Genomic DNA, 22,374 nt, shown 5'->3' on the forward strand with positions numbered 1-22,374 from the left:
GGCCTGTCAGTTCACCATGGGCAGCCCACGGTCCAGGCCCGTGATGTGCAGGAGCCGGAACACCTGGGGGCGAGGCGCGGTCAGGGCCAGGGTGACCCCCTGCGCACGGGCGCGGCGCTGGATGCCGACCAGCACGGCCAGGCCGATGGCATCGCAGAAGGTCACCTGCGACAGGTTGACGATGAGCAGTCCGGTGCTGCGGCGCAGTGCGTTCAGCAGTTGCCGGCGCATGGCCTTGCTGGTGAAGATGTCGATCTCGCCGGTCAGGTGGACGATGGTGGGAGCCGATGCCCCTGTCTCGCTGAACGGGGCGGTGTCGACGATGGTCATGCGGTCTCCGATCGGAGAAGGGAAAGAGTGAGGCGCCTGCCGGCCAGAGAGCAGCGGGCCGCCAGAAGGGGCGGTGTCAGCACCGCTCGATCCGGCCGGCAGGCGGTTCGAGATCACACCGGCGGGTCGGTGTGATGGACGATTCCGTGCTCGGTCGTGGGTCCGCCCCGGATCTCCCGGGCGAGTGCGGCCTCGGCAGGGCCTCGGGCCGTGTCCGGCTCGATGATCAGTAGCACGATCTGCTTGGAGCCGGTGAGCGTCAGGGTGACGACGCTGGGGTCGGCGTAGCGGAACCAGCCGACTTTGACCTGGCGGCCGGGTACCTGGATACGGCGCGGGATGTGGACCCACGCGTCCCTGAACACCCCGACGCGCATGGTGGGCCGGCCGAGCCGCTGGTCGATGGCGGCGATGAGGCCGGGCAGTTCGGCGGCGGCGTCGTTGGAGCGCGGCCACCACGCCCCGTCCACGGTGGCTCGCCGGTCGAGCGCCGGGTTGAGGCTCAGCCGGATCATGGAGTCTTGGACGGCAACCGTGGGAGTGATGGGGCTCAGGAGTTTGAGGTGAGAGAGGAGCGTCGGCCTCATGGTCGCCTGTCCGGGCCCTTCGCGGGGCCGAAACGTGGTTCGCCGTGGGCGACGCCGACCTGGATGCCAACGCTCGGAATGTCCTCGGTGTCCAAAGTCTACCTCATTTGTGGTCTTTACAGAGGTACGGCACCGAGCGCCCTGTGTTACACCATGGGCAGGCTGCGGTCCAGACCGGTAATATGCAGCAGTTTGGACATGAATGGGCGGGGTGCCGTCAGCGCCAGCGTGATGCCCATCATTCGGGCGCGGCGCTGGATGCCGACGATGACGGTCAAGCCGGAGGCATCGCAGAACGACACATTGGACAGGTTCAGAATCAGCAGCGGTGTGCTTGACTTCAGGACGCTCTCCAGACTCGTGCGCAGCGCCGGGCTGGTGGAGATGTCGATCTCACCGCTCAGGCCGACGGTGGTCGGCGTCGATCGGTCGGCTCTGCCGAGCGGGAAAGCGTCGGTGAGAAACGCGCGGGTCTCCGACGGGAAAAGGGACGCGGCCGACTGCTGGGAAAGGTCGTCTTGAGGGTCCATGAAGTAACCGCCCTCGTTCTCCCAGCCGTCGAAGGCGTCGCCCTCCAGCATGGCGGTGGTCGATTCGGCATCGTCGTACGCCTCACCGACCGGCGTGGGTTTCGTAAGTAGTGTCATGATCGGCTGGCCTGCCCGGCCCCTGTTCGAGGGCCGATCGTCTATCGCCGGGGCGACGTGACCCGAACGCCAACGCTCGAAGAATCCTCGGTAACTCAAGGATAAGCCGAATTCCGAAATGACATTCCTCAGGGACGTAAAATGCGGCTATGATTTTCGAATCGCCCGACCCTTAATCACTCATTTCCGTATTGATTCGTCACGCAATCAGTCGGCGCTGATCCTGCGGCGGAAGACCCAGTAGGTCCAGCCCTGGTAGAGCAGCACCAACGGCAGAAAGATCACCGCGACCCAGGTCATGATGCCGAGCGTCCTGGGCGTCGCCGCGGCGTTCTCGACGTTCAGGCTGTTGGCCGGGTCGATCGTGGATGGCAGGACGTCGGGATGGAGAACCGCGAACAAGGTGATCACGGTCATGCCGACGGCGACCGCCGACAGCAGGAACGCCCAGCCCTGCCGCCCTCTGGCCAGGACGCCGAGGGCCGAGGCGAAGGAGAGAAGGGCGACGGCGACCAGGACCGCCGTGCCGGGCCTGCCGCCCTGGACCTGCGTCCAGATCAGGAAGACCGCCAGCAGCACGACAGCGGCCACACCGGCGCGGCGCGCGACCGCGGCGGCGCGCAGGCTGATCTCACCGGTGGTCTTCAACGCCAGGAACACGGCCCCGTGCGTGGCGAACAGGGTCAGCGTCGTCAGCCCGCCGACCAGCGCGTACGGGTTGAGCAGGTCCACCGGGGTGCCGGTGTACTCGTGGCGGCCGTCGAGCGGCACGCCGCGCACGATGTTCGCGAACGCGACCCCCCACAGCAGCGCGGGCACGGCCGAGCCCGCCACGATGCCCGCGTCCCATCGCCGCCGCCACGCCGTGGAGTCCCGTTTGGCGCGGTACTCCAGGGCCACCCCGCGCACGATCAGCGCCAGGAGTATCAGCAGCAACGGCAGGTAGAAGCCGCTGAACAGCGAGGCGTACCACTCGGGGAAGGCGGCGAACGTGGCGCCTCCCGCGGTGATCAGCCATACCTCGTTGCCGTCCCACACGGGGCCGATCGTCTCGATCACCGCCCCGCGTTCCTTCGCGTTCCCGGCCACGACGGGCAGCAGCATGCCGACGCCGAAGTCGAAGCCTTCGAGGACGAAATAGCCGAGCCACAGGACGGCGATCGCCACGAACCAGACCTCGGTGAGTTCCACCCGCCCGTCCCTCCTCTCAGTAGGCGAACGACATCTCGTCGCCGTCGTGGGGTTCCGCGCCGTCGGCGACGGGAGGGGCCTTCGTGCCGTACCTGATCATGAGGCCGACCTCCACCACGGCGAGGGCGCCGTACAGGAGGGTCAGGACGATCAGTGAGGTGAGCACAGTGCCCGCTCCCACGCTGGGCGAGACGCCGGCCGCGGTCTTCATCTGGCTGAAGACGATCCAGGGTTGCCTGGCCATCTCGGTGAAGATCCACCCGAAGCTGTGCGCGAGGAAGGGAAGGACGACGGACCAGACGGCGGCTCTCCAGATCCAGTCCCTGCCGCGGACGCGCTTGCCTCGGGTCAGCCAGAGCAGGACGAACGCCACCAGCGCGGCGAGCATGCCGAACCCGATCATGAGCCGGAAGCCCCAGTAGGCGATGGGGATGTAGGGACGGTAGTCCCCGGGGCCGAACCTCCGCTCGTACGCCGCCTGGATGTCGTTGATGCCCTGGACCTTGCCGTCGAAGGAGCCGGTGGCCAGTTGCGACAGCAGGCCGGGGATCTCCAGCGAGAAGATCGGCTCCGTGCCGTCGAGCGTTCCGACGGTGAACAGGGAGAACGGCGCGGGCTGCCGGGTCTCGTAGAGCGCCTCGGCGGCGGCCATCTTCATCGGCTGCGTCTCGGTCATGATCTTGCCGAGGATGTCGCCGGAGACGAGGGTGCCGACGGCGCCCACCAGGACCGCGACCGCGCCGAGCCGCAGGGACGGGCGGAACACGTCCAGATCCCTCTTCCTGGCCAGATGCCAGGAAGAGACGGCCATGAGGATCACCCCGCCGGCCAGCCAGCAGCCCAGGACCGTGTGCGGAAAGGTGGCCAGCATGACCTTGTTGGTCAGCACCTGCCCGAAGTCGACCAGCTCAGCCCGGTGGTTGATCGTGAACCCCACCGGCCACTGCATGAACGAGTTCGCGGCCAGGATGAAGTAGGCCGACACCACCGTGCCGATCGCGACCACCCAGATGCAGGCCAGATGCACTCCCTTGGGCAGCCGGCCCCACCCGAAGATCCACAGCCCCAGGAACGTCGACTCCAGGAAGAACGCCACCAGCGCCTCCAGCGCGAGCGGGGCGCCGAAGATGTCGCCGACGAACCGGGAATAGGAGCTCCAGTTCATCCCGAACTGGAATTCCTGCACGATTCCCGTCACCACGCCCATGGCGAAGTTGATCAGGAAGAGCGTGCCCCAGAACTTCGTGGCGCGGAGGTAGGCGGGCTTGCCGGTGCGCACCCAGGCGGTGTTCAGGATCGCCACCAGCAGCGACATCCCTATCGTGACGGGCACGAACAGGAAGTGGTAGACCGTGGTGATCCCGAACTGCCAGCGCGCAAGGTCCAAGGCCCCCATATCGCTCACCCTAGGTGGCCGACCTTGAGCGTTCGGACGCAACACGCTGGCCTGGTGGATGGGTGAGATGTTGGCGCTGGCCAATACATCATTATTCACAACAAAGCGCTGGTCAGCGGGCTAGAAGTTGGATCAAAACCGCTCCGCGCGGGCTGTGGATCAAGCATTCTGAGCATGGCCGCTCTCCGAGCCTGGCCACGTCCTGAGCATGACCCTCACCTTGCTCAGCTCCCCCCGTCGAAGGAGTCTGCGTGACTCGCTATGCCATCGACCGCGCCCGCAACACCCTCATCGCCCAATGGAGCACCGGCCTCGGCGACACCGCCACCACCGTGGCCGAGCTTCCCCGCCCCCGTCCCAGCCACGACATGCTCAGGCTGGCCACCTGCCTCACCGAGTTGTCCCACGCCTGCTGGCGCTGCTACACCCACCCCGCCAGCACCGCCCAGCAGCACGGGCCCGGCAGCCTCGGCCGGCAGCGAGAGCAGGAGCGCGAGGCCTTCAGCACCGTCCTGCCCACCCTGGCGATCATCCGGTCGTCGACCCCCAGCCCGATCCCCACCCAGGTCGAACAGGCCGCGCACGCCACCGGCCGGGTCCTGCGCGATCTCGACCTCCCCGGCCTCGCCACGCACGTCGTCACCGAGGTCGGCACCGAACTGGCCGCCATCGAACAGGCCGAACGCGGTGACCTCACCGAACGCGCCCAGCAGGCCGTCGCCCTCACCCGCGAGGACGCCTCACCCCTGCACATCTCCCAGGCCGACACCCTTCTCCGCCAGCACCCCTTCGGCTGCCCGGCCCTCCACACCCACATCGAGCCCACCGCGGCCGCCATCGCCGCCGCCCACTGGCTGCACGCCGCCGTCACCGTCGTCGCCCAGCACACCGGCCTGCACCCCACGCTCGTCGCCACCGCCGCCGACCAGCACACCAGGGCCACCACCTACCTGCCCGACCTCATCGCCGTCATCAACGCGGGCAACCGGCCACGGCACATCGTGATGTCCCTGATCCGGCACACCCTGCACATCGCAGAAGGACACATCCACGGCATCAGCGCCCTGCGTAACCTCATCACCGCCGCAGAACAACTCATCAACAAGGCCACCATCTCCCTCCCCCTCACCCCCATCGACCCCGCCCGCCCCGCCCCCGACCTCCTCGAACGCCTCCTCAACGGCATCGGCGGCTGCTGGCTGCTCTACGAGCAACACGCCACCACCCACCGCCACAGAGCCGACACCGAGCAGGAGCAACTCCGCCAGGTGTTCCTGGACGCCGTCCGGCGGCAGGCGGGCGTCGGCTTCGACCACCTGCTGTGACCGCCCCCGCCCGTGGTCGTTCCGCTTCCCCGGCACGGCTATCACAGCGTCGGGGCTGGTGGGAGGGGGTAGGGGTGACGGTAGCGTAGCGAAATGCTCAACCCTAGCCATTTGCGCACCCTGGCCGAGGTCATCGAGACCGGTTCGTTCGCCGAGGCTGCGCGGCGGCTCGGATACACCTCCTCGGCCGTGTCGCAGCAGATGGCGGCGCTGGAGCGGGCCGTGAAGGCGCAGTTGTTCGAGCGGGAGGCGCACGGGATCCAGCCGTCGGCGACGGCGCAGTTCATCGCGGCGCGGGGCGCGGACCTGCTGGTGGCGATCGAGGACCTGCAGGAGGAGATCGCCTCGCTCGTCGCGGGACGAGTGGGGGCGCTGCGGCTGGGGAGTTTCCCGACGGCCAACGCGCGGGTGGTGCCGCCGGTGATCGCGAGCCTGGTGCACGCACATCACGGGGTCGAGGTGCAGTTGGACGAGGGGGAGCCGGCGCGGATCCTGGAGCTGCTGGCCGACGGCGGTGTGGACGTGGGCGTGGTGTACGCCTACGACCTGGTCCCGATGACCTGGCCCGACGGGCTGACCCCGGTGAACCTGCTGGTCGAGGACCTGGTGCTGCTGCTGCCCCGCCACTACCGGATCCCCGGGCCGATCGAGGACCTGGGCGTGCTGCGCTCGGAGAAGTGGATCTCCAGCCAGGCGGACTCCGCGGGCTCGACGTGTCTGGCCAGGTTGTGCGCCGCGAGGGGGTTCGAGCCCAGGATCGCGTTCAGGAGCAACGACTACGACGTGGTGCGCGGGCTGGTGGCGGCGGGGGTCGGGGTGGCGGTGGTGCCCGCGCTGGCGCACACGCCGGATCCGGCGATCCGCGCCCAGCGGCTGCCGGCCTCGCCGCACACGCACCGCCACGTCCTGGCCCTGCATCGCGCGGCCAATTCGAACCCGCTGCTGGGTGAGGCGCTGAAGGCGTTGCGGGAGTCGTGCGGGCAGGTCCAGGAGGAGATCCGGGAGGAGATCTAGCGGGCCAGCGTAAGCAGCGCTTATCGGTCCGGAAAGTTTCTCTCGTACTGGCCCACCTTGTGTGGCCGCTTACCCGCTGTTTAGCATCAATTCACCGCTTTCACCCATAAATCATCATTTAGGGCGAGAAATTCTCCTCGCCTCGATGGGCCATGCCCTGCCGCCCCCAGGTCATCGAGGAAGTGACGTGATCGACCTGTCCCGATACCAGGAACTGATCCAAGCCCACGAATGGACCGTCCCCGAACGCTACAACGTAGCCGCGGACATCGCCGATAAACATCCCCGCGACAAACTCGCCATGATATGGACCGACAATACCGGCGCCGACCGCCGCGTATTCTGGGGTGAATTGCAGGATCTCGCCGGACGATTCGCCAATTGTTACGCGGCATTGGGCGTGGGCAAGGGCGACCGCGTGGCGATCCTGCTGCCGTCCAGCCCCGAGACCGCGGCCGCCATCATCGCGGTGCTCAAGCTCGGCGCGATCGGCGTCCCGATGGCGGCGCTGTGGAGCGACGACTCGCTGCGGTACCGCCTCTCCGACGCGGGGGTGAGCCTGCTCGTCACCGACGAGAAGAACGCCGCCCGCGGCCTGTCGGAGCACGCCGGATCCACGTTCGTGGTCACCGGCCCCGAGTCCGTCGAGGGTTACCCCGCCGAGCACGAGACGGCCGACACCAGCGCCGACGACCCGGCGCTCATCTACTACACCTCGGGCTCGACCGGGAACCCCAAGGGCGTGGTGTCCGCGCATCGCGGACTGATCGGCCACAACGAGTTCGCCTACTGCCAGGACCTGCGTGACGGCGAGACCTCGTACTGGATGGGCGACTGGGCCTGGGGGGTCTACAAGATCCTCGGCCCCTGGCGGTACGGCGCCGTCAACTTCGTGCACGCCACCGAGCGGCGCTACGACCCCGAGGGCCTGCTGGAGGCCCTGTCGCGGCACCAGGTGAGCAACCTGTTCGTCAACCCGACCGGGCTGCGGCTGATGATGCGCGAGGTCCCCGACGCGGGCAGCCGCTTCCCGCAGGCGTTCCGCGTGTGCTGCAGCGCCAACGAGCCGCTCGGCGAGGCCGAGAGCGCCTGGTTCACCGAGCAGTTCGGGATCCCCGTGTTGCAGAACTACGGCATGACCGAGGCGTACCCGATGGCGGGGAACTTCACCGGCGTCCCGGTGAAGCCGGGCTCGATGGGCCTGCCCGTGCCCGGCTGGGACGTCAGGGTGCTCGACGAGCACGAGCGGGAGTCGCCCACGGACGAGCCGGGAGAGATCTGCCTGCGGGCCAGGTCCAACCCGCAGTACCCGCTCGGCTACTGGAACAGGCCCGAGGAGTCGGCCAGGGCGTTCGGCGGCGAATGGTTCCACACCGGCGACCTCGCCCGCGCCGACGCCGACGGCTACCTGTTCTACCTCGGCCGCAAGGACGACGTGATCAAGTCCTCCGGATATCGGATCAGCCCCGCCGAGGTCGAGGAGGCCTGCGCGCGGCACCCGGGCGTTCTGGAGGCCGGGGTGATCGGCGTTCCCGACCCCGAGCGCGGCCGGCGCGTCAAGGCGTTCGTGATCCCCGCCCCGGGGCACGCGCCCGGCGCCGAACTGGCCGCGGACATCAAGGAATTCGTACGAGCCGGCCACTCCTCCTTCGGCTACCCGAAGGTGATCGAGTTCGTGGACGACCTGCCGCGATCGCAGTCGGGCAAGGTCAGCCGCGCCCCGCTGCGTACCCGCCGGCCAGGCCTGGAGTATTGAGAAAGGACATTCGTGACCACCGATCTCGCCCAGTTGAGGGCGGATTCCGCCCTGTCCACCACCTACTACAGCAAGATGTTCTCCGCGCTGACCGCGATCACCTATCGGGAGAAGGGTGAGGCCGCGGTCAACGACCTCTGGTTCAAGGTGCTGACCAGCCACCAGGGCGACCGCTACATGGAGGGCCTGGAGAAGCTGGGTATCCACAAGGACCCGCCCGCCGTGGCCGCCGCCAAGTACCACTACTTCACCAACATCATCGGCGGCCTGAAGATGGAGTACGTCGAGGAGTCGCCGCGCAAGGCGTGGGTCCGTTACCTGGCCCCGATGTGGATGTACTCCGGCGTCGCGCTGATCGCCATGCCCGCCTCGGTGCGCCGCACGGTGTTCAGCTCCTGGCACCCGCGCAACGGCCGCTACATGGGCTGCCCCCGGCTCGGCTACGTCGGCACGAAGTTCTCCATGGAGGGCGACCCGTACGACGAGGGCTACTTCATCGAGCACGACCACGACCTGACCGAGCAGGAGACGCTCAAGTTCGAGGTGGTGACCCGCACGCCGGAGTTCGACCCGGCCGTCGCCCCGGTGCTCGATCCCGAGCAGTGGCCCGAGGCCCGCGTGCTCAAGGCCCGCCCGAAGTTCTCCTCCGGCTACGTCCGCTGCACCGTGGACTGCCTGTACGAGCGCTACGGCGAGCTGACCACGCACCAGCTCGTCCGCTCGGCCATGCGCATGCTGGCCATCCAGCTCACCCCCGAGCTCGCGGCCGGGACGGGCGGCGAGTCGGTGGCCGGCATCGCCGCCTTCCACCACAGGCTGGTGCGCGCCACCCGCCGCGACTGCGCGCTGGAAAGCGTGGACGACCGGACCTTCCGCCTCGTCGTACGCGACACCAGACCGTTCGACGCCGACGGCCCCGTGGAGCTGCGCTCGGCGTTCTTCGAGTTCCACAGCATGGCCACGCGGATGCTCAACGGGCACGTGGCCAGCTCGTTCACCTCCCGCGATGGCGTGGACGTCTGGGAGTTCACCGACACCGGCCACTGGCTCTGGTGAGGAGAGATCATGGCTCAGCCGACGACATCGTCGTCCTCCCCCGGCCCCGAGGCGCCACGTGATCGCAGGATGGCCGTCCGCGCGCTGTCCGGGGTGGCCGTCGGAAACTTCGTCGAGTGGTACGACTTCGCGGTCTACGCCTACTCGACGAAGGCCATCGCCACCCTGTTCTTCCCCGACGCCGACCCGGTCACCGCGCTGCTCGGAACCCTGGCCATCTTCGGCGTCACGTTCCTGTCGCGACCGGCGGGAGGCGTCTTCTTCGGCCGGCTCGGCGACCGCATCGGCCGCCGCAACACGCTGTCGATCATCCTGCTGCTGATGGGCGCGGCCACCACCCTGATCGGCCTGCTGCCCACGTACGGCGGCGTCGGGGTCGCCGCGCCGATCCTGCTGGCGCTCCTGCGGCTGGTGCAGGGCTTCTCCGCGGGCGGTGAGTCCTCCGGCGGTGCGACGTTCCTCAGCGAGTACGCCCCGCCGAACAGGCGCGGCATGTGGTCGGGCCTGTCGAACAGCACCCAGACCGTCCCGTTCGCGGTGACCGCGCTCCTCGTGCTGGCGATCAGCAGCGGCATGCCGGAGGAGGCCTATCTGACCTGGGGCTGGCGGATCCCGTTCCTGCTGGCCGCGCCGTTCGCGCTGGTCGGCCTGTACGTCCGCCTGAAGCTGGAGGACACCCCGGTCTTCCAGTCGTTGCAGGGCTCGGGCGAGGTGGAGCACGCGCCGCTGCGCCTCGTGGTCCGTAACTACAAGCCGGAGCTGTTCACGCTGATCGGCGTCGCGTCCCTCAACGCCGTCGCCTTCTACACCATGTCCAGCTATATGAGTACGTACCTCACCGAGGTCGCCCACCTGGACGAAACCACCGCGTTGTTCTCCAACGCCATCGCCCTGTGCGCCTACAGCGTGCTCATCCCCGTGATGGGCCTGCTCGGCGACAAGTACGGCCGCCGCCGCGTCATCCTCGCGGGCGCCATCGCGCTGGCGGTGACGGCCGTGCCGGGCTACCTCATCGCCGGCACCGGCGGCATGGGGAGCGCGGTGCTCGGGCAGGTGCTGCTCACCGTGCCGCTCGTGGCGGTGGCGTCGGTCGTGGCGGTGGCGCAGGCCGAACTGTTCCCGGCGGCGATCCGCTACACCGGCGCGGCGCTGGGCTACAACATCGCCTACGCCGTCTTCGGCGGGACCGCGCCGTTCATCGGCCAGTTCCTGGTCGAGGCCACGGACTCGGCCATCACCCCCGCCTACTACCTGATCGCGCTGGCGCTGCTCGCGCTCGTCCCGATCCTCCGCCTTCCCGAGACGTCGCGGGTGCAGATGTTGCGCGGCGACAACACCGAAATGAGAAGGAGACCAGCATGACCGAGGACGACGTCCTCGTACGGCACGACGGCGGCGTCGCCGTGCTCACCCTGAACCGTCCCGCCTCGCTGAACGCCTGGGACATGGCCATGCAGGACACGGTGCGCCGCCGGTTCCTCGAGTTCGCCGAGGACGACCGCACCAAGGCCGTCGTGATCACCGGAGCCGGTGACAGGGCGTTCTGCGCCGGTCAGGACCTCGCCGAGACCCAGCGGTTCGGGCCCGAGCACGTGGACGCCTGGCTGGACAACTTCCGCTCGCTCTACCGCGCGGTGCTGGAGATCGACAAGCCGGTGGTGGCCGCGATCAACGGCGTCGCCGCGGGCTCCGGCTACCAGCTCACGCTGCTGTGCGACGTACGCGTCGCGCATCCGGGCGTGCGGATGGGCCAGACCGAGGTGACCTCCGGCATCCCCAGCATCACCGGCATGTACCTGACGATGGGGGCGCTCGGCCGCTCGCGCACGCTGGAGCTGATGATGTCCGGCAGGCTCATGGAGGCCGACGAGCTGAAGGAGATCGGCCTGGTCCACCACCTGGTCCCCCAGGGCGACGTCCTGGACACGGCGGTCAAGGTCGCCGGGCAGCTCGCGGAGCAGCCGTCGGTGGCCATCGCGCTGACCAAGCAGCGCTACCGCGACCTGATCACGCCCGGCCTGTGGGAGGCGTTCGAGGCGGCCCGCTCCATCGACAGGAAGGCGTGGGCGTCCGGTCAGCCGCAGCAGGTCATGCGCGACTTCTTCGCCACGAGGAAGAGGTGACTGCTCCGGCGGACTGGCAGGAGATCATCGCCGACGCGGCCATCCCCGGCCTGCTCGCCAGGTCGGCCGGGGAGCGTCCCGACTCGCCGTACTGCGTGTTCGGCGGGTCGGTGACGACCGTCGGCGACCTCGCCGCCCGCGTGCGGGAGGCGGCCGAGCGGCTGGCCGCCCGCGGCGTGCGGCGGGGCGACCGGGTGGCCGTGCTGCTGCCCAACCATCCGGACCACATCGCGGTGATCCTCGCGCTCATCGTGCTGCGCGCCACCTGGTTGCCGGTCAACCCCCGCCTGCGCGGGGCGGCGCTCGCCCACCTGCTGAGCGACGGCGAGCCCGCGCTCATCCTCGTCGACGCCGCGTACGCGGGCCTCGTCGGCGAGCCGGGGCCGCCGCTGCTCGTCAGGGACCGGTCCGGTCTGAGCTGGCTCGGCGAGCGCGGGGGGCCTCTTCCCGAGCGGCCGGCCGGGCCGGAGGACGTGGTGGCGCTGATCTACACCTCGGGCACCACGGGACCGGCCAAGGGCGTGCGGGTGACCGACCGGATGTTGCGCACCTCGGCGCTCGGCGTGCTGTTCACCACGGCCCCGCGCGAGAGCGACGTGTACTTCCTGTGGGAGCCGCTGTGCCACATCGGCGGGGCGCAGATGTTGCTCGTGCCGCTGCTGCGGCCGGTCTCGCTCGCGATGGTCGAAAGGTTCTCCGTCTCCCGGTTCTGGGACGACGTGCGCTCGTCGGGGGCGACCCACGTGCACCAGCTCGGCGGGATCCTGCAGTTGCTGCTGGGCAGGCCGCCGTCGGAGGCGGAGTTCTCGCACCGGCTCAGGATGGCGTGGGGCGGCGGCGTGACCACGGCCACCTGGCTGGAGGCCGAGCGGCGCTTCGGCCTGCGCGTCGCCGAGTGCTACGGCCAGACCGAGGCGTCGAGCTTCCTGTCTGTGAACACCGAGGGTCCGCACGCGGGGGTGGGGCGGGTGCTGCCGTACCTGCGCGCCGCCGTACAGGACGAGGACGGGGCCGAGGCGCCGGCGGGGGAGATCGGCGAGATCGTGGTGCGGACCGCGGGGTTGCCGGTCGTGACGCCCGGCTACTTCCGCGACGACGAGCGCACCGCCGCCGCGCGCCGCGACGGCTGGTGGCGCACCGGCGACCTCGGCCGCTTCGACGAGCACGGCAACCTGCACTTCATCGGCCGCGCGGTCGACTCGGTACGGCGACGCGGCGAGAACGTGTCCGCCTGGGAGGTCGAGACCGTGTTCAACACCCACCCCGCGGTGGCCGAGAGCGCCATGATCGGCGTCCCGGCCGAGATCGGCGAGCAGGACATCAAGGTGTTCATCCGGCCCGTGCGGGAGGCCAGGCTCGACGCCGCCGAGCTGCTGCACTGGTGCGCGGAGCGGCTGGCAGACTTCCAGGTGCCCCGCTACATAGCCTTCGTGGAGGAGTTCCCGCGCACTCCGAGCGAACGAGTGATCAAGAGCAGGCTGCCGCGGTCCGTGGTGGACTGCTTCGACGCTGAGAGGACCAGTTCGTGACCGTCGTTCCCACCTGGCGGCTGCGCGCGGCGTTCGCCCGCGCGCTCTCCGAGATGTACGGGCAGGAGGTGCCCGCCTACACCACCCTCGTCGAGGTCTCCTCCGAGGTGAACGCCGGCGTGCTGCGGCGCGACGGCAGCGCGGCGGAGCGCCTCGGCACGATCGGGCGGGTGACGGCCGAGCGGCACGGCGCGATCCGGGTCGGCACGCCGCAGGAGCTGCGGCAGGTGGCGCAGGTGTTCGCCGCGCTCGGCATGTATCCGGTCGGCTTCTACGACCTGCGGGACACGGCGTCCAGCTCGATCCCCGTCGTCTCGACGGCCTTCCGGCCCATCGAGCCGGCCGAGCTGGCGCTCAACCCGTTCCGCGTGTTCACCTCGATCCTCACGCCGGACGACCGGCGGTTCTTCGACGCCGGGTTGCAGGAGGAGCTGGAGGCGTTCCTGGCCCGCAGGCGGTTGTTCCCGCCCGAACTGCTCGCGCTGGCCGCCAGGGCCGAGCGGGAGCGGGAGCTGCCCGCCGAGGAGGCCAAGCGCTTCCTCAAGCTGGCGGTGGCCGCGTTCAAGCTGTCCGCCGAGCCGGTGGACCGCTCCTGGTACCGGCGGCTGGAAGCCGTCTCCAGCGTGGCCGCCGACATCGGCGGCGTCACCTCCACCCACGTCAACCATCTGACGCCGCGCGTGCTCGACATCGACGAGCTGTACCGGCGGATGTCGGAGCGGGGCATCGAGATGATCGACGAGATCCAGGGCCCGCCGCGCTGGGACGGCCCCGACGTGTTGCTGCGGCAGACCTCCTTCCGCGCGCTGTCGGAGTCGCGCCGTTTCCGGCTGCCGGACGGGCGGGTCGAGCACGGCTCGCTGAGCGTGCGCTTCGGCGAGGTGGAGGCCAGGGGCATCGCGCTCACCCCGGCAGGTCGCGATCTGTACGACGTGATGTTGTCCGAGGTCGACGCACGGCTGACCACCGACCGCGGACCGGCTGGGGTGGACGCACGCTCGGCCACCGACCACAGGCCGGCTGGGGCACACGCGCGGGCGGCCACCGGCGCCTCCAGGCAGGACGTCGCGCGGGAGGTCTGGGCGGAGCGGCTGCCCGGCAGCGAGAGCGAGCTGGCCAAGCAGGGGCTCGGCTACTTCCGCTACCGCCTGCTGGATCGGCCCGCCGACGGCCGCAAGCCTCCCGTGGACGTCGCCGGGCTGATCGACGGCGGCTGGGCCGGCGTGGAGCCGATCGTCTACGAGGACTTCCTGCCCCGCTCCGCCGCCGGGATCTTCCAGTCCAACCTGGCGGGGAACGGCTCCAGGGACACCGCCGCCACCGGCTCGGGGCGGAACGCGCACTGGATGCAGGACATGCTGGAACGCACCGTCCACGAGCCCGCCGACCTGTACGCCGCACAGAGCCAGGAATCGCTGCGCCACGTGCTGACCCGACTCCAGGAGACGACATGATCGACACAGACACCCTCCGGGCCAAGGCGCGCGGCGCGCTCGACCGCTGCGGGGTGAAGGACTACGACGGCGACGCGCTGAGCGCCCGCAGCCCCGTCACCGGCGAGGACCTGTTCGGGATCGGCGGTTCAGGCGATGTCGAACGCGCCGTCGCCCAGGCCCGCGCCGCCTTCCTCCAATGGCGGGCCACCCCGGCGCCGGTCCGCGGCCACCTGGTCAAGCGGCTCGGCGAGCTGATCCACGAGCACCGCGAGGACCTCGCCGACCTCGTCTCCATCGAGGCGGGCAAGATCCGCTCGGAGGCGCTCGGCGAGGTGCAGGAGATGATCGACGTCTGCGAGTTCGCCCTGGGGCTGTCCCGGCAGCTCTACGGCCGCACGATGCCGTCGGAACGCCCCGGGCACCGGCTCATGGAGACCTGGCACCCGCTCGGCGTGGTCGGCGTCATCAGCGCGTTCAACTTCCCCGTCGCGGTCTGGTCGTGGAACACCGCCATCGCCCTGACCTGCGGCGACACGGTCGTCTGGAAGCCTTCCGAGCAGACCCCGCTGACCGCGCTGGCCTGCTCGGCGCTGCTCGACCGGGCCGTGGCGGAGACCGGCGCGCCGGCCGGCCTGCACCAGCTCCTGCTCGGCGGACCCGAGGTGGGCGAACGGCTCGTCGACTCCCCCGACGTGGCGCTGATCAGCGCCACCGGCTCGACCCGCATGGGCCGCGCGGTGGGACCGCGCGTCGCCGCCCGCTTCGGCCGCTCCATCCTCGAACTCGGCGGCAACAACGCCGCCGTGGTGACCGCCTCCGCCGACCTCGACCTGACCGTCAACGCCGTCGTCTTCGCCGCCGCGGGCACCGCGGGGCAGCGCTGCACCACGATGCGCCGCCTCATCGTGCACGAGGACGTCGCGGACGAGCTGATCGACCGGATCGCGGCCGCCTACCGTCGCCTGCCCGTCGGCGACCCCTTCGACGGCAAGACGCTCGTCGGCCCGCTGATCAACGAGGCCGCCCACGGCCGGATGCGCGCCTCCCTCTCCCAGGCGGCCGCGGAGGGCGGCGAACTGCTGGCGGGCGGCGAACGCGAGCTCGTCCCCGACGCCCCCGGCGCCTTCTACGTACGACCCGCCCTGGTACGGATGCCCGCCCAGAGCACGATCGTCAAGGAGGAGACCTTCGCCCCGATCCTGTACGCCCTGACCTACTCCGACCTGGACGAGGCCATCGCGCTGCACAACGACGTGCCCCAGGGCCTCTCCTCGGCGATCTTCACCCGTGACCAGCGAGAGGCCGAGCGCTTCCTGTCGTCCGACGGCTCTGACTGCGGCATCGTCAACGTCAACGCGGGGACCTCGGGCGCGGAGATCGGCGGCGCGTTCGGCGGCGAGAAGGAGACGGGCGGCGGCCGGGAGTCGGGCTCGGACGCCTGGCGGTCGTACATGCGGCGCTCCACCAGCACCGTCAGCTACTCCGAGCACCTGGTCCTCGCCCAGGACGTCAGTTTCCTCTAGATGACACCGCTGCCGCCCCACCCACGCTTCCGGTGGGGCGGCAGCGCGATTCCGGAAGTAGAACGTCCGTAATGGAATCTACGGTGGCACCATGACCGACAACGATCACTGGTGGGAGCCACCGCTCGCCGGCACGGAAGCCGAGCACCTCGTCGGCGCGCTCGACCGCCTGCGCGCGACCTTCCGCTGGAAGACCGACCACCTCGACGCGGCAGGGCTGCGAACCCGCGTCGGCGCCTCCTCTCTGACGCTGGGCAGCCTGCTCAAGCACCTCGCGTGCGCCGAGGAGCAGATCTTCAGCACCAAACTCAGCGGCACTCCGCTCGGCGCGCCGTGGGACAGCGCGGACTGGACCGCCGACCCCGACTGGGACTTCAACTCGGCCGCCCAGGACAGCCCGGAAGAGCTCTACGCGCTCTGGGACTCCACCGTCGAGCGGTCCCGGGCGAAGCTCGACGCGGCCCTGAGCGCCGGCGGGCTCGACCAGCTCGTCCACCTCGCCTTTTCCGACGGACGCCAGGTCAGCCTGCGCCGGCTGCTCTGCGACCTGATCGAGGAGTACGGACGGCACACCGGGCACGCCGACCTGCTCCGCGAGGCCGTCGACGGACTGACCGGTGAGGACCCGCCGGCCGGGTGGCACCCGTTCTAGCAGGGAGAACACCAGCCACCATCGCTTCGGGTAGTGCTATAACTACTTTACGTAATCATGGTGTGCCAGTGGGAAATCCCTTGGGCACACCATCCCCCTGCTCTCCCGCGAAGGAGAACAAGCATGCGCTTGACCCGAGCGACGCTCGTCGCCGGCGGCACCGCCCTCGCCGCCCTCCTGCTGTCCACGCAGCCGACCCTGGCCGCCGCCCCGGCGCGCGGCTGCCTGGCCCAAGGGCAGATCGGCAGCTATCTGTCCAAGGAGGGCAGCGCGAAGGCCACCTTCTCCAGCGAGTTCCTCGACGAGCTGAAGAGGGCCGGAATCAGGTTCGAGGCACTGGCCCCCGCCGAGCTGGTCGACGGCGGCCGGGCGGCCTGGATGCCGATCGGGGAACGCTACGACAACATCGAGACGCCCAGCGGAAGGGTCTGCTACCCGGGCGTTCCGCTTCGTCAACAACAAGACGGGCGCGAGGTACGACATCGACACCTTCTGGGTGTTGTTCGCGGCCACGGGTGACAGCAAATTCTTCGCCACCCCGAGCGTCAACGGGCAGCCCCGGCCCGGCGGCGAGCTGACCATGGTCAACTTCAGCGTGCCGCAGGCCCTGATGCCGGGCAACTTCGTCCCGCACAACGGCGGCATCGGCCCGCGCAAGGTCATCCTGTCCATGGACCGGGTCTGGGTCAACGACCTCAACAGGGAACTCGGCACCCGGTTCTACAGCGGCATGCACTGGGCCGACCTGGCCATCGCCTGGGTGGGCCCGCCGAGCCGGCCCATCCCGTCCGGCGCCTCGCTCGGCATGCTCGGGCTGAAGGTCATGAGCAACGCCATTCAGGGCTCGGCTCCTGGCGGCTGGTTCTAGCGACACTTTCTCCGCAGGGCACCTCGCACGGCGGGGTGCCCTGTTCGGCCGTCGCATGCCGGAGTCAAGCCCCGCGAATTACTCAGATCAAGCTTTTAAGTTCCCTTTACACAGAGTGATCGAATCACTACGTTGGGCGGGTCCTTGCAGGTCAGAGGCTTGCGATGCCTCAAGTCGACGAAAGGTCGATAGCCATGCGTGCTCTTGTCCGCATTGCTCAAACGCTCGCGATCGGCGCCGCGGTGCTCGCGGCGGCACCGGCCGCCCCCGCGGCCGCGGGCCCCTTCCCCTCGTTCCCCGGCGGCCCGTCCATCCAGCCGCCGAGCGCCACGTGTTTCCAGTTCCCGTACTTCGGTCCGAAGGGCCACGCGAACTTCGACTTCGGCCAGGACGTCGTCAGGCTCCTCGACGACCGCGGCGTGCAGGTGGAGGGCCTCGCGCCCATCGAGGCCAAGCCCGGTAACAAGGGCATCTATATGCCCATCGGGTGGAAGCAGGACCACATCGACCCGTGCAACGGCGTCTACTACCCGGGCGGCTTCGCCCTCAATGACGTCCAGAGCGGGCACTCGATCGCCATCCACGACATCTACCTGCGTCCCGACGGGACACACGCGCAGGTGGACATCGACGGGGAGCCTCAGGGCGAGCAGCTCGTGGCCACGTACCGGCTGTCGGAGTTCGTGCTGAACGTGCCCACGCCGCGCCCGTTCGAGGGCGGCATCGGGCCCAAGGTCTGGCCGTTCTACACCAGCGCCTACCTCAGCCAGACGGTCAGGGAGCTCACCGGCATCCCGCTGAACGAGGGCGACTACCTCGCCAACCTCGACGCGGTCGTCCAGTACGTGCCGTAGAGCGACCCCCGACCTGAGACCGGGCCGCGCCGCGACGGCGCGGCCCGGCACTCGCTGAGCGAAACGAGAGACAGATGCGACTGACCAGCGCTCGGAGCCGGTGGGCGTGGATCGCCGCCGCCGGTGCCTCCGTGACCGTGCTGACGACCACGATGTTGCTCGGCCCCACGATGCGGCCGGGCACGGCGACCAGCCACTGGGACGCCCCGTCCACCACCCTGGACAAGCAGGTCGACGCGACCGACCTGTACGCCTTCACCAGCCCGGAACGGCAGGACACGGTCACGATCGTGGCCAACTACATCCCCTTCCAGCTTCCGCGCAAGCCCTACCAGTTCGACACCAACGCCCGCTACGAGGTGCACGTCGACAACACGGGCACCGGCAGGGCCGCCGTCACCTACCGGTGGACCTTCGCCAACAAGGGGCTGCCGGTGCCCTCCTTCATCCGCAGGCGCGAGCACCAGGCCGGGCCGCTGGACACCCTGGTCGAGCAGAGCTACACGCTGACCAGGCTGCGCGACGGCAAGTCGGAGACCCTCGTCCGCGACGGGTACGTGGCGCCTTCCGACGGGCGGGGCAAGGCCGTCCGCGACCTGCCAGGAGGGGGCAGGGTCTTCACCGGCACGGCCGCCGACCCGTTCTACTCCGACAACCACGCCGTCAGCATGCTGAGGTTCGGGTTGCCGTTCTTCCCGGTCAAGAGCGGCGTGCCGACGAACGTCAGCTCCCTGGCCCTGCAGATCCCCAAGTCGGAGCTCGCGCTCGGCGGCGACCCGCGCCGCAACCCGGTGATCGGCGTCTGGACCACGGCCTCCCGCAAGACGAGCGGCCTGCTCGGCTCGGGTTCCAGCGACTACAAGCAGGTCTCGCGGCTGGGTAACCCCAACTACAACGAGGTGATCATCCCGCTCAAGGAACGCGACCGCTTCAACACGCTGCGCCCGGACGGCGACGAGAGCGGCGAACTCGTCGTGCCGTCCACGCTCGACCCGGACCAGGCCAAGGTCGTCGCCTCCCGCGCCAAGGTCGCGGCGCCGCCGGCGCCGCGCGAGGACCTGGAGGAGATCTACCTGACCGGCCTGGCCGCGCGGACGGGCGGGCCGCTCAAGCAGGACCTCAACTCCCACCTGCTCAACACCGACTCCCCCGGCATCGCCAAGGCGGAGGAGCTGCGGCTCAACATGAGCACGCCCGTCGCCACCGCGCCGGACAAGTACGGCATCCTCAAGGGCGACGCCCAGGGCTACCCGAACGGCCGCCGCCTCATCGACGACGTCGTGACCGTCAACCTGCGGATGCTCCTCGGCGAGCCCGCGGGCAAGGGCGCTCCGGGCCTCATCGCCGAGGACAACCCGGCGTTCCTGCTGAAACCCATCTCCGGCACATTCCCCTATCTGGCGCTGCCCGTCACCGCCGGCTGAACCACCACTGAGGACATCCGATCAGATGAGTCGCGTACGGCGATTGTTGCCCCTGCTGGGATGCGTGCTGCTGGGCTGTGTCCTGCTGACCCTGTACGCCCCCGGTGGCGTCCTGCGGCGGGACGAGCCGCCGCCCGGGCCGGTGGCGTGGTCACCGTACGAACTGGCCGGATCGATCGAGGCCGCCCAGAACCGCCTGCGTGGTCAACCGGACGACGCGGCGGTCTGGGCGAGCCTCGGCAACCTGTACCTGGAGCAGGCCCGCCGCACCGCGGACGCCGCCTACTACGACAAGGCCCAGGGGGCGTTCGAGCGCTCCCTGCGCCTGCCCACCGCCGACGGGGAGCCCTACATCGACGCCGTGATCGGCATGGGCGCCCTGTCCAACGCCGAACACGACTTCGCCGGCGCGGTCCGCTGGGGCGAACGGGCCCGCAAGGCCGCTCCCTACCGCTGGCCGCTGTACGGCGTGCTCACCGACGCCTACCTCGAACTCGGCCGCTACGACCGGGCCGAGGCCACACTGCGCAGCATGCTGAACGGCCACCCCGACCTCGCCTCCTTCACCAGGGCGGCGCGCCTGGAGCAACTGCGCGGACGGACCGAGCCCGCCCGCCGGCTGCTGCACCGCGCCTGCGAGATCGCCGGCGACCCCGCCGAGTACGCCTTCTGCCAGTGGCAACTCGGCGAGCTGGCCTGGAGCAACGGCGACACCCGAGGCGCACTCACCGCCCACAGCCAGGCGCTGGCCGCCGATCCTGGGCACGTGCCCTCGCGGGTGGGCAAGGCTCGCGCGGAGGCCGCGCTCGGCCACACCGACCAGGCGTTGCGCGACTACGCCAGCGCCGTCGCCCGCTCGCCGTCGTTCGTCGTGGAGTACGGGGAGCTGCTCGAACACCTCGGCGATCGCGCGGGGGCCAGGCGGCAGTACGCCGTCTTCACCGCCCAGCACAAGTTGCTGGCCGCGAACGGGGTCGCCGACGACCTGGCCGTGGGCACGTTCGAGGCGAACCACGGCGACCCGGAGAGCGCGGTCAGGCACCTGCGGACGGAGTGGAAACGACGGCAGAGCGTCGAGGTCGCCGACGCGCTCGGCTGGGCGCTGCACCGGGCGGGCCGCCACGCCGAGGCCGCCGCGTACGCCGCCCGCGCCGCCAAGCTCGGCGGGCTCAACGCGGTGTTCGCCTACCACCGGGGCGAGATCGAGCACGCGCTCGGGCACACCTCCGGCGCCTGCGCGCACCTGACCAGGGCGCTGTCCATCAACCCGCACTTCTCACCGGCCGGAGTGAGCAGGGCTCGGGCGCTGCTGGCGGACACGGCGTGATCGCGGCACTCGTGGCCACCGTGCTGGCCGCGCATCCGCTGGGCAACTTCAGCGTCAACCACTACGACGGGCTGACGATCCACCGCGACAGGGTCGAGCACGTCGCGATCGTGGACAGCGCCGAGATCCCCACCCTGCAGCAGCCGGTCAGCGGCCCCGCCGACGCTCACGCCCGGCGCGCCTGCGCGGAGTTGCGCACGGCGGTCCACGCCCAGGCCGGGGGGCGGCCGCTCGGCTGGCGCGTCGCCGAGGCCTCCTTCGCCTATCAGCCGGGGGCCGCCGGGCTGCGTACCAGCAGGCTGACGTGCCGCCTGACCGCGCCCCTGCTCGTCGATCGGCCGCTCGCCCTGACCTTCGCCAACAGCTACCGCGCTGACACCTCGGGCTGGCGGGAGATCACGGCGAAGGGGCAGGGCGTGCGCCTCAGCGCCTCCACCGTCCCCGCGGGCAGCGTGTCGGGCGAGCTGCGCGACTACCCCGACGACCTGCTCAGTTCGCCGCTCGACGTACGCCGGGCGAACCTCACGGTGGAACCGGGCGAGGGCGGCCCCGGGGCCGAGGCGACCGTGCCGGGCGTGGACGTCGTCACCCGCTACACCGGCCTGCTGGCCGACCGGCTCAACACGCTGGTCGGCGCCGATCGGCTGACCGTGCCGCTCGGGCTGCTGGCCCTGCTCCTGTCGCTGGTGCTGGGGGCCGTGCACGCCGCGATGCCCGGCCACGGCAAGACCGTCATGGCCGCCTACCTCGCCGGGCAGCGGGGACGGCTACGGGACGCGGTCACCGTCGCGGCCACGGTCACCGCCACTCACACGGCGGGGGTGCTGGTCCTGGGGGTGCTGGTCACGGTCACCGCGGCGCTCACGGGTGAGGCGGTGCTGGGCTGGCTCGGCGTGGTCAGCGGCCTGATCATCGCGCTGATCGGCGTCGGCCTGCTCCGCTCCGCCCTCCGCCATAGACACAGCCATGAGCACGGCCACGGACATGGACACGGACACGGGCACGAACACGGGCATGGGCGGTGGTCGGGTGGGGTGGTGGCGCTGGCGGTGGCCGGGGGGCTGGTGCCCAGCCCGTCCGCCCTGGTGGTGCTGCTCGGCGCGATGGCGCTGGGGCGTACCGCGTTCGGTGTCATGACCGTCGTGTGTTACGGGCTCGGCATGGCGCTCACGCTGCTGGCGGCCGCGCTCGCCCTGCGCAGGCTGGGTGACCTCGCCCTGGTGGGGCGGCTGGGGCGGCTGCGGCCGTACGGCGCCGCCATGACCGCCTCGCTCGTCCTGCTCGTCGGCGCGGGCGTCACCCTGCGCGCGGTGGCCGCCCTGGCGTGAGCCGCCGC

The 22,374-nt window shown here is 70.2% G+C and carries 21 protein-coding genes; 16 read left to right on the top strand and 5 right to left on the bottom strand.

All coding sequences use genetic code 11. The features are described from left to right. Positions 1-6: 6 nt before the first annotated feature. The 5 genes from ACFPZ3_RS69755 to ACFPZ3_RS69775 all read right to left on the bottom strand — a co-directional run bounded on the left by ACFPZ3_RS69755 (position 7) and on the right by ACFPZ3_RS69775 (position 4,151). Positions 7-330, bottom strand: coding sequence for an STAS domain-containing protein (locus ACFPZ3_RS69755; protein WP_379525290.1), 324 nt, complete (start codon positions 328-330; stop codon positions 7-9). Between the two features lie 113 nt (positions 331-443). After that, positions 444-845: a DUF5994 family protein gene (locus ACFPZ3_RS69760; RefSeq protein WP_379525291.1), complete on the bottom strand. Its 402-nt coding sequence runs from the start codon at positions 843-845 to the stop codon at positions 444-446. Between the two features lie 218 nt (positions 846-1,063). Further along, positions 1,064-1,564, bottom strand: a complete 501-nt coding sequence (locus ACFPZ3_RS69765; protein WP_379525292.1) for an STAS domain-containing protein — start codon at positions 1,562-1,564, stop codon at positions 1,064-1,066. Positions 1,565-1,771: 207 nt separating this feature from the next. Further along, a complete protein-coding gene (gene cydB, locus ACFPZ3_RS69770; protein ID WP_379525293.1) occupies positions 1,772-2,755 on the bottom strand; it encodes a cytochrome d ubiquinol oxidase subunit II in 984 nt (327 codons plus the stop codon). A 16-nt stretch (positions 2,756-2,771) separates the two neighbouring features. Further along, positions 2,772-4,151, bottom strand: coding sequence for a cytochrome ubiquinol oxidase subunit I (locus tag ACFPZ3_RS69775; protein ID WP_379525294.1), 1,380 nt, complete (start codon positions 4,149-4,151; stop codon positions 2,772-2,774). A gap of 251 nt (positions 4,152-4,402) precedes the next feature. On the opposite strand from ACFPZ3_RS69775, the gene ACFPZ3_RS69780 reads away from it, so the two are divergent. From ACFPZ3_RS69780 to ACFPZ3_RS69855, 16 genes are all read left to right on the top strand, one after another. After that, positions 4,403-5,476: a hypothetical protein gene (locus ACFPZ3_RS69780; protein ID WP_379525295.1), complete on the top strand. Its 1,074-nt coding sequence runs from the start codon at positions 4,403-4,405 to the stop codon at positions 5,474-5,476. Positions 5,477-5,569: 93 nt separating this feature from the next. Continuing rightward, positions 5,570-6,490: a LysR family transcriptional regulator gene (locus ACFPZ3_RS69785; RefSeq protein WP_379525296.1), complete on the top strand. Its 921-nt coding sequence runs from the start codon at positions 5,570-5,572 to the stop codon at positions 6,488-6,490. Positions 6,491-6,677: 187 nt separating this feature from the next. Next, on the top strand, positions 6,678-8,246 hold the full coding sequence (locus ACFPZ3_RS69790) for an acyl-CoA synthetase (RefSeq protein ID WP_379525297.1): 1,569 nt from the start codon (positions 6,678-6,680) through the stop codon (positions 8,244-8,246). Positions 8,247-8,258: 12 nt separating this feature from the next. Further along, the gene (locus tag ACFPZ3_RS69795; protein ID WP_379525298.1) at positions 8,259-9,302 is read left to right on the top strand and encodes a hypothetical protein; all 1,044 of its coding nucleotides are present in this window, start codon (positions 8,259-8,261) and stop codon (positions 9,300-9,302) included. Between the two features lie 9 nt (positions 9,303-9,311). After that, a complete protein-coding gene (locus ACFPZ3_RS69800; protein ID WP_379525299.1) occupies positions 9,312-10,664 on the top strand; it encodes an MFS transporter in 1,353 nt (450 codons plus the stop codon). Then, positions 10,661-11,425 carry an enoyl-CoA hydratase/isomerase family protein gene (locus tag ACFPZ3_RS69805; RefSeq protein WP_379525300.1) on the top strand — a complete coding sequence of 255 codons (765 nt, stop codon included), beginning with the start codon at positions 10,661-10,663 and terminating at the stop codon, positions 11,423-11,425. Before ACFPZ3_RS69800 ends, ACFPZ3_RS69805 begins: the two co-directional genes overlap by 4 nt. Next, a complete protein-coding gene (locus ACFPZ3_RS69810) occupies positions 11,422-12,954 on the top strand; it encodes a class I adenylate-forming enzyme family protein (RefSeq protein WP_379525301.1) in 1,533 nt (510 codons plus the stop codon). The genes ACFPZ3_RS69805 and ACFPZ3_RS69810 overlap by 4 nt, the downstream gene beginning before the upstream one ends. Further along, on the top strand, positions 12,951-14,408 hold the full coding sequence (gene hglS, locus ACFPZ3_RS69815) for a 2-oxoadipate dioxygenase/decarboxylase (RefSeq protein ID WP_379525302.1): 1,458 nt from the start codon (positions 12,951-12,953) through the stop codon (positions 14,406-14,408). Before ACFPZ3_RS69810 ends, hglS begins: the two co-directional genes overlap by 4 nt. Continuing rightward, entirely contained in the window at positions 14,405-15,913 is a 1,509-nt protein-coding gene (gene amaB, locus ACFPZ3_RS69820; RefSeq protein ID WP_379525303.1) for an L-piperidine-6-carboxylate dehydrogenase, read from the top strand. The genes hglS and amaB overlap by 4 nt, the downstream gene beginning before the upstream one ends. Positions 15,914-16,004: 91 nt before the next feature. Then, on the top strand, positions 16,005-16,565 hold the full coding sequence (locus tag ACFPZ3_RS69825) for a mycothiol transferase (RefSeq protein ID WP_379525304.1): 561 nt from the start codon (positions 16,005-16,007) through the stop codon (positions 16,563-16,565). Positions 16,566-16,688: 123 nt separating this feature from the next. Further along, positions 16,689-17,084: a hypothetical protein gene (locus ACFPZ3_RS69830; RefSeq protein ID WP_379525305.1), complete on the top strand. Its 396-nt coding sequence runs from the start codon at positions 16,689-16,691 to the stop codon at positions 17,082-17,084. Beyond that, positions 17,065-17,433: a hypothetical protein gene (locus tag ACFPZ3_RS69835; RefSeq protein ID WP_379525306.1), complete on the top strand. Its 369-nt coding sequence runs from the start codon at positions 17,065-17,067 to the stop codon at positions 17,431-17,433. Before ACFPZ3_RS69830 ends, ACFPZ3_RS69835 begins: the two co-directional genes overlap by 20 nt. 194 nt (positions 17,434-17,627) lie before the next feature. Beyond that, on the top strand, positions 17,628-18,287 hold the full coding sequence (locus ACFPZ3_RS69840) for a hypothetical protein (RefSeq protein WP_379525307.1): 660 nt from the start codon (positions 17,628-17,630) through the stop codon (positions 18,285-18,287). A 74-nt stretch (positions 18,288-18,361) separates the two neighbouring features. After that, positions 18,362-19,711 (top strand): DUF4331 domain-containing protein, encoded by a 1,350-nt coding sequence (locus ACFPZ3_RS69845; RefSeq protein ID WP_379525308.1) that lies wholly within the window; start codon positions 18,362-18,364, stop codon positions 19,709-19,711. Positions 19,712-19,736: 25 nt separating this feature from the next. After that, on the top strand, positions 19,737-21,038 hold the full coding sequence (locus ACFPZ3_RS69850) for a tetratricopeptide repeat protein (protein ID WP_379525309.1): 1,302 nt from the start codon (positions 19,737-19,739) through the stop codon (positions 21,036-21,038). Then, positions 21,035-22,366 (top strand): High-affinity nickel-transporter, encoded by a 1,332-nt coding sequence (locus tag ACFPZ3_RS69855; RefSeq protein ID WP_379525310.1) that lies wholly within the window; start codon positions 21,035-21,037, stop codon positions 22,364-22,366. Before ACFPZ3_RS69850 ends, ACFPZ3_RS69855 begins: the two co-directional genes overlap by 4 nt. The last annotated feature ends 8 nt before the right edge of the window (positions 22,367-22,374 follow it).

Source organism: Nonomuraea insulae, from assembly GCF_042656245.1.

Excerpts from the sequence above, each read along its gene's own strand:
- ACFPZ3_RS69830 (WP_379525305.1), top strand. The coding sequence starts at position 16,689 with ATGCGCTTGACCCGAGCGACGCTCGTCGCCGGCGGCACCGCCCTCGCC.
- ACFPZ3_RS69845 (WP_379525308.1), top strand. The coding sequence starts at position 18,362 with ATGCGACTGACCAGCGCTCGGAGCCGGTGGGCGTGGATCGCCGCCGCC.
- amaB (WP_379525303.1), top strand. The coding sequence starts at position 14,405 with ATGATCGACACAGACACCCTCCGGGCCAAGGCGCGCGGCGCGCTCGAC.
- ACFPZ3_RS69755 (WP_379525290.1), bottom strand. The coding sequence starts at position 330 with ATGACCATCGTCGACACCGCCCCGTTCAGCGAGACAGGGGCATCGGCT.
- ACFPZ3_RS69805 (WP_379525300.1), top strand. The coding sequence starts at position 10,661 with ATGACCGAGGACGACGTCCTCGTACGGCACGACGGCGGCGTCGCCGTG.
- ACFPZ3_RS69775 (WP_379525294.1), bottom strand. The coding sequence starts at position 4,151 with ATGGGGGCCTTGGACCTTGCGCGCTGGCAGTTCGGGATCACCACGGTC.
- ACFPZ3_RS69785 (WP_379525296.1), top strand. The coding sequence starts at position 5,570 with ATGCTCAACCCTAGCCATTTGCGCACCCTGGCCGAGGTCATCGAGACC.
- ACFPZ3_RS69850 (WP_379525309.1), top strand. The coding sequence starts at position 19,737 with ATGAGTCGCGTACGGCGATTGTTGCCCCTGCTGGGATGCGTGCTGCTG.
- ACFPZ3_RS69760 (WP_379525291.1), bottom strand. The coding sequence starts at position 845 with ATGATCCGGCTGAGCCTCAACCCGGCGCTCGACCGGCGAGCCACCGTG.
- ACFPZ3_RS69800 (WP_379525299.1), top strand. The coding sequence starts at position 9,312 with ATGGCTCAGCCGACGACATCGTCGTCCTCCCCCGGCCCCGAGGCGCCA.
- ACFPZ3_RS69765 (WP_379525292.1), bottom strand. The coding sequence starts at position 1,564 with ATGACACTACTTACGAAACCCACGCCGGTCGGTGAGGCGTACGACGAT.
- ACFPZ3_RS69825 (WP_379525304.1), top strand. The coding sequence starts at position 16,005 with ATGACCGACAACGATCACTGGTGGGAGCCACCGCTCGCCGGCACGGAA.
- ACFPZ3_RS69840 (WP_379525307.1), top strand. The coding sequence starts at position 17,628 with ATGCGTGCTCTTGTCCGCATTGCTCAAACGCTCGCGATCGGCGCCGCG.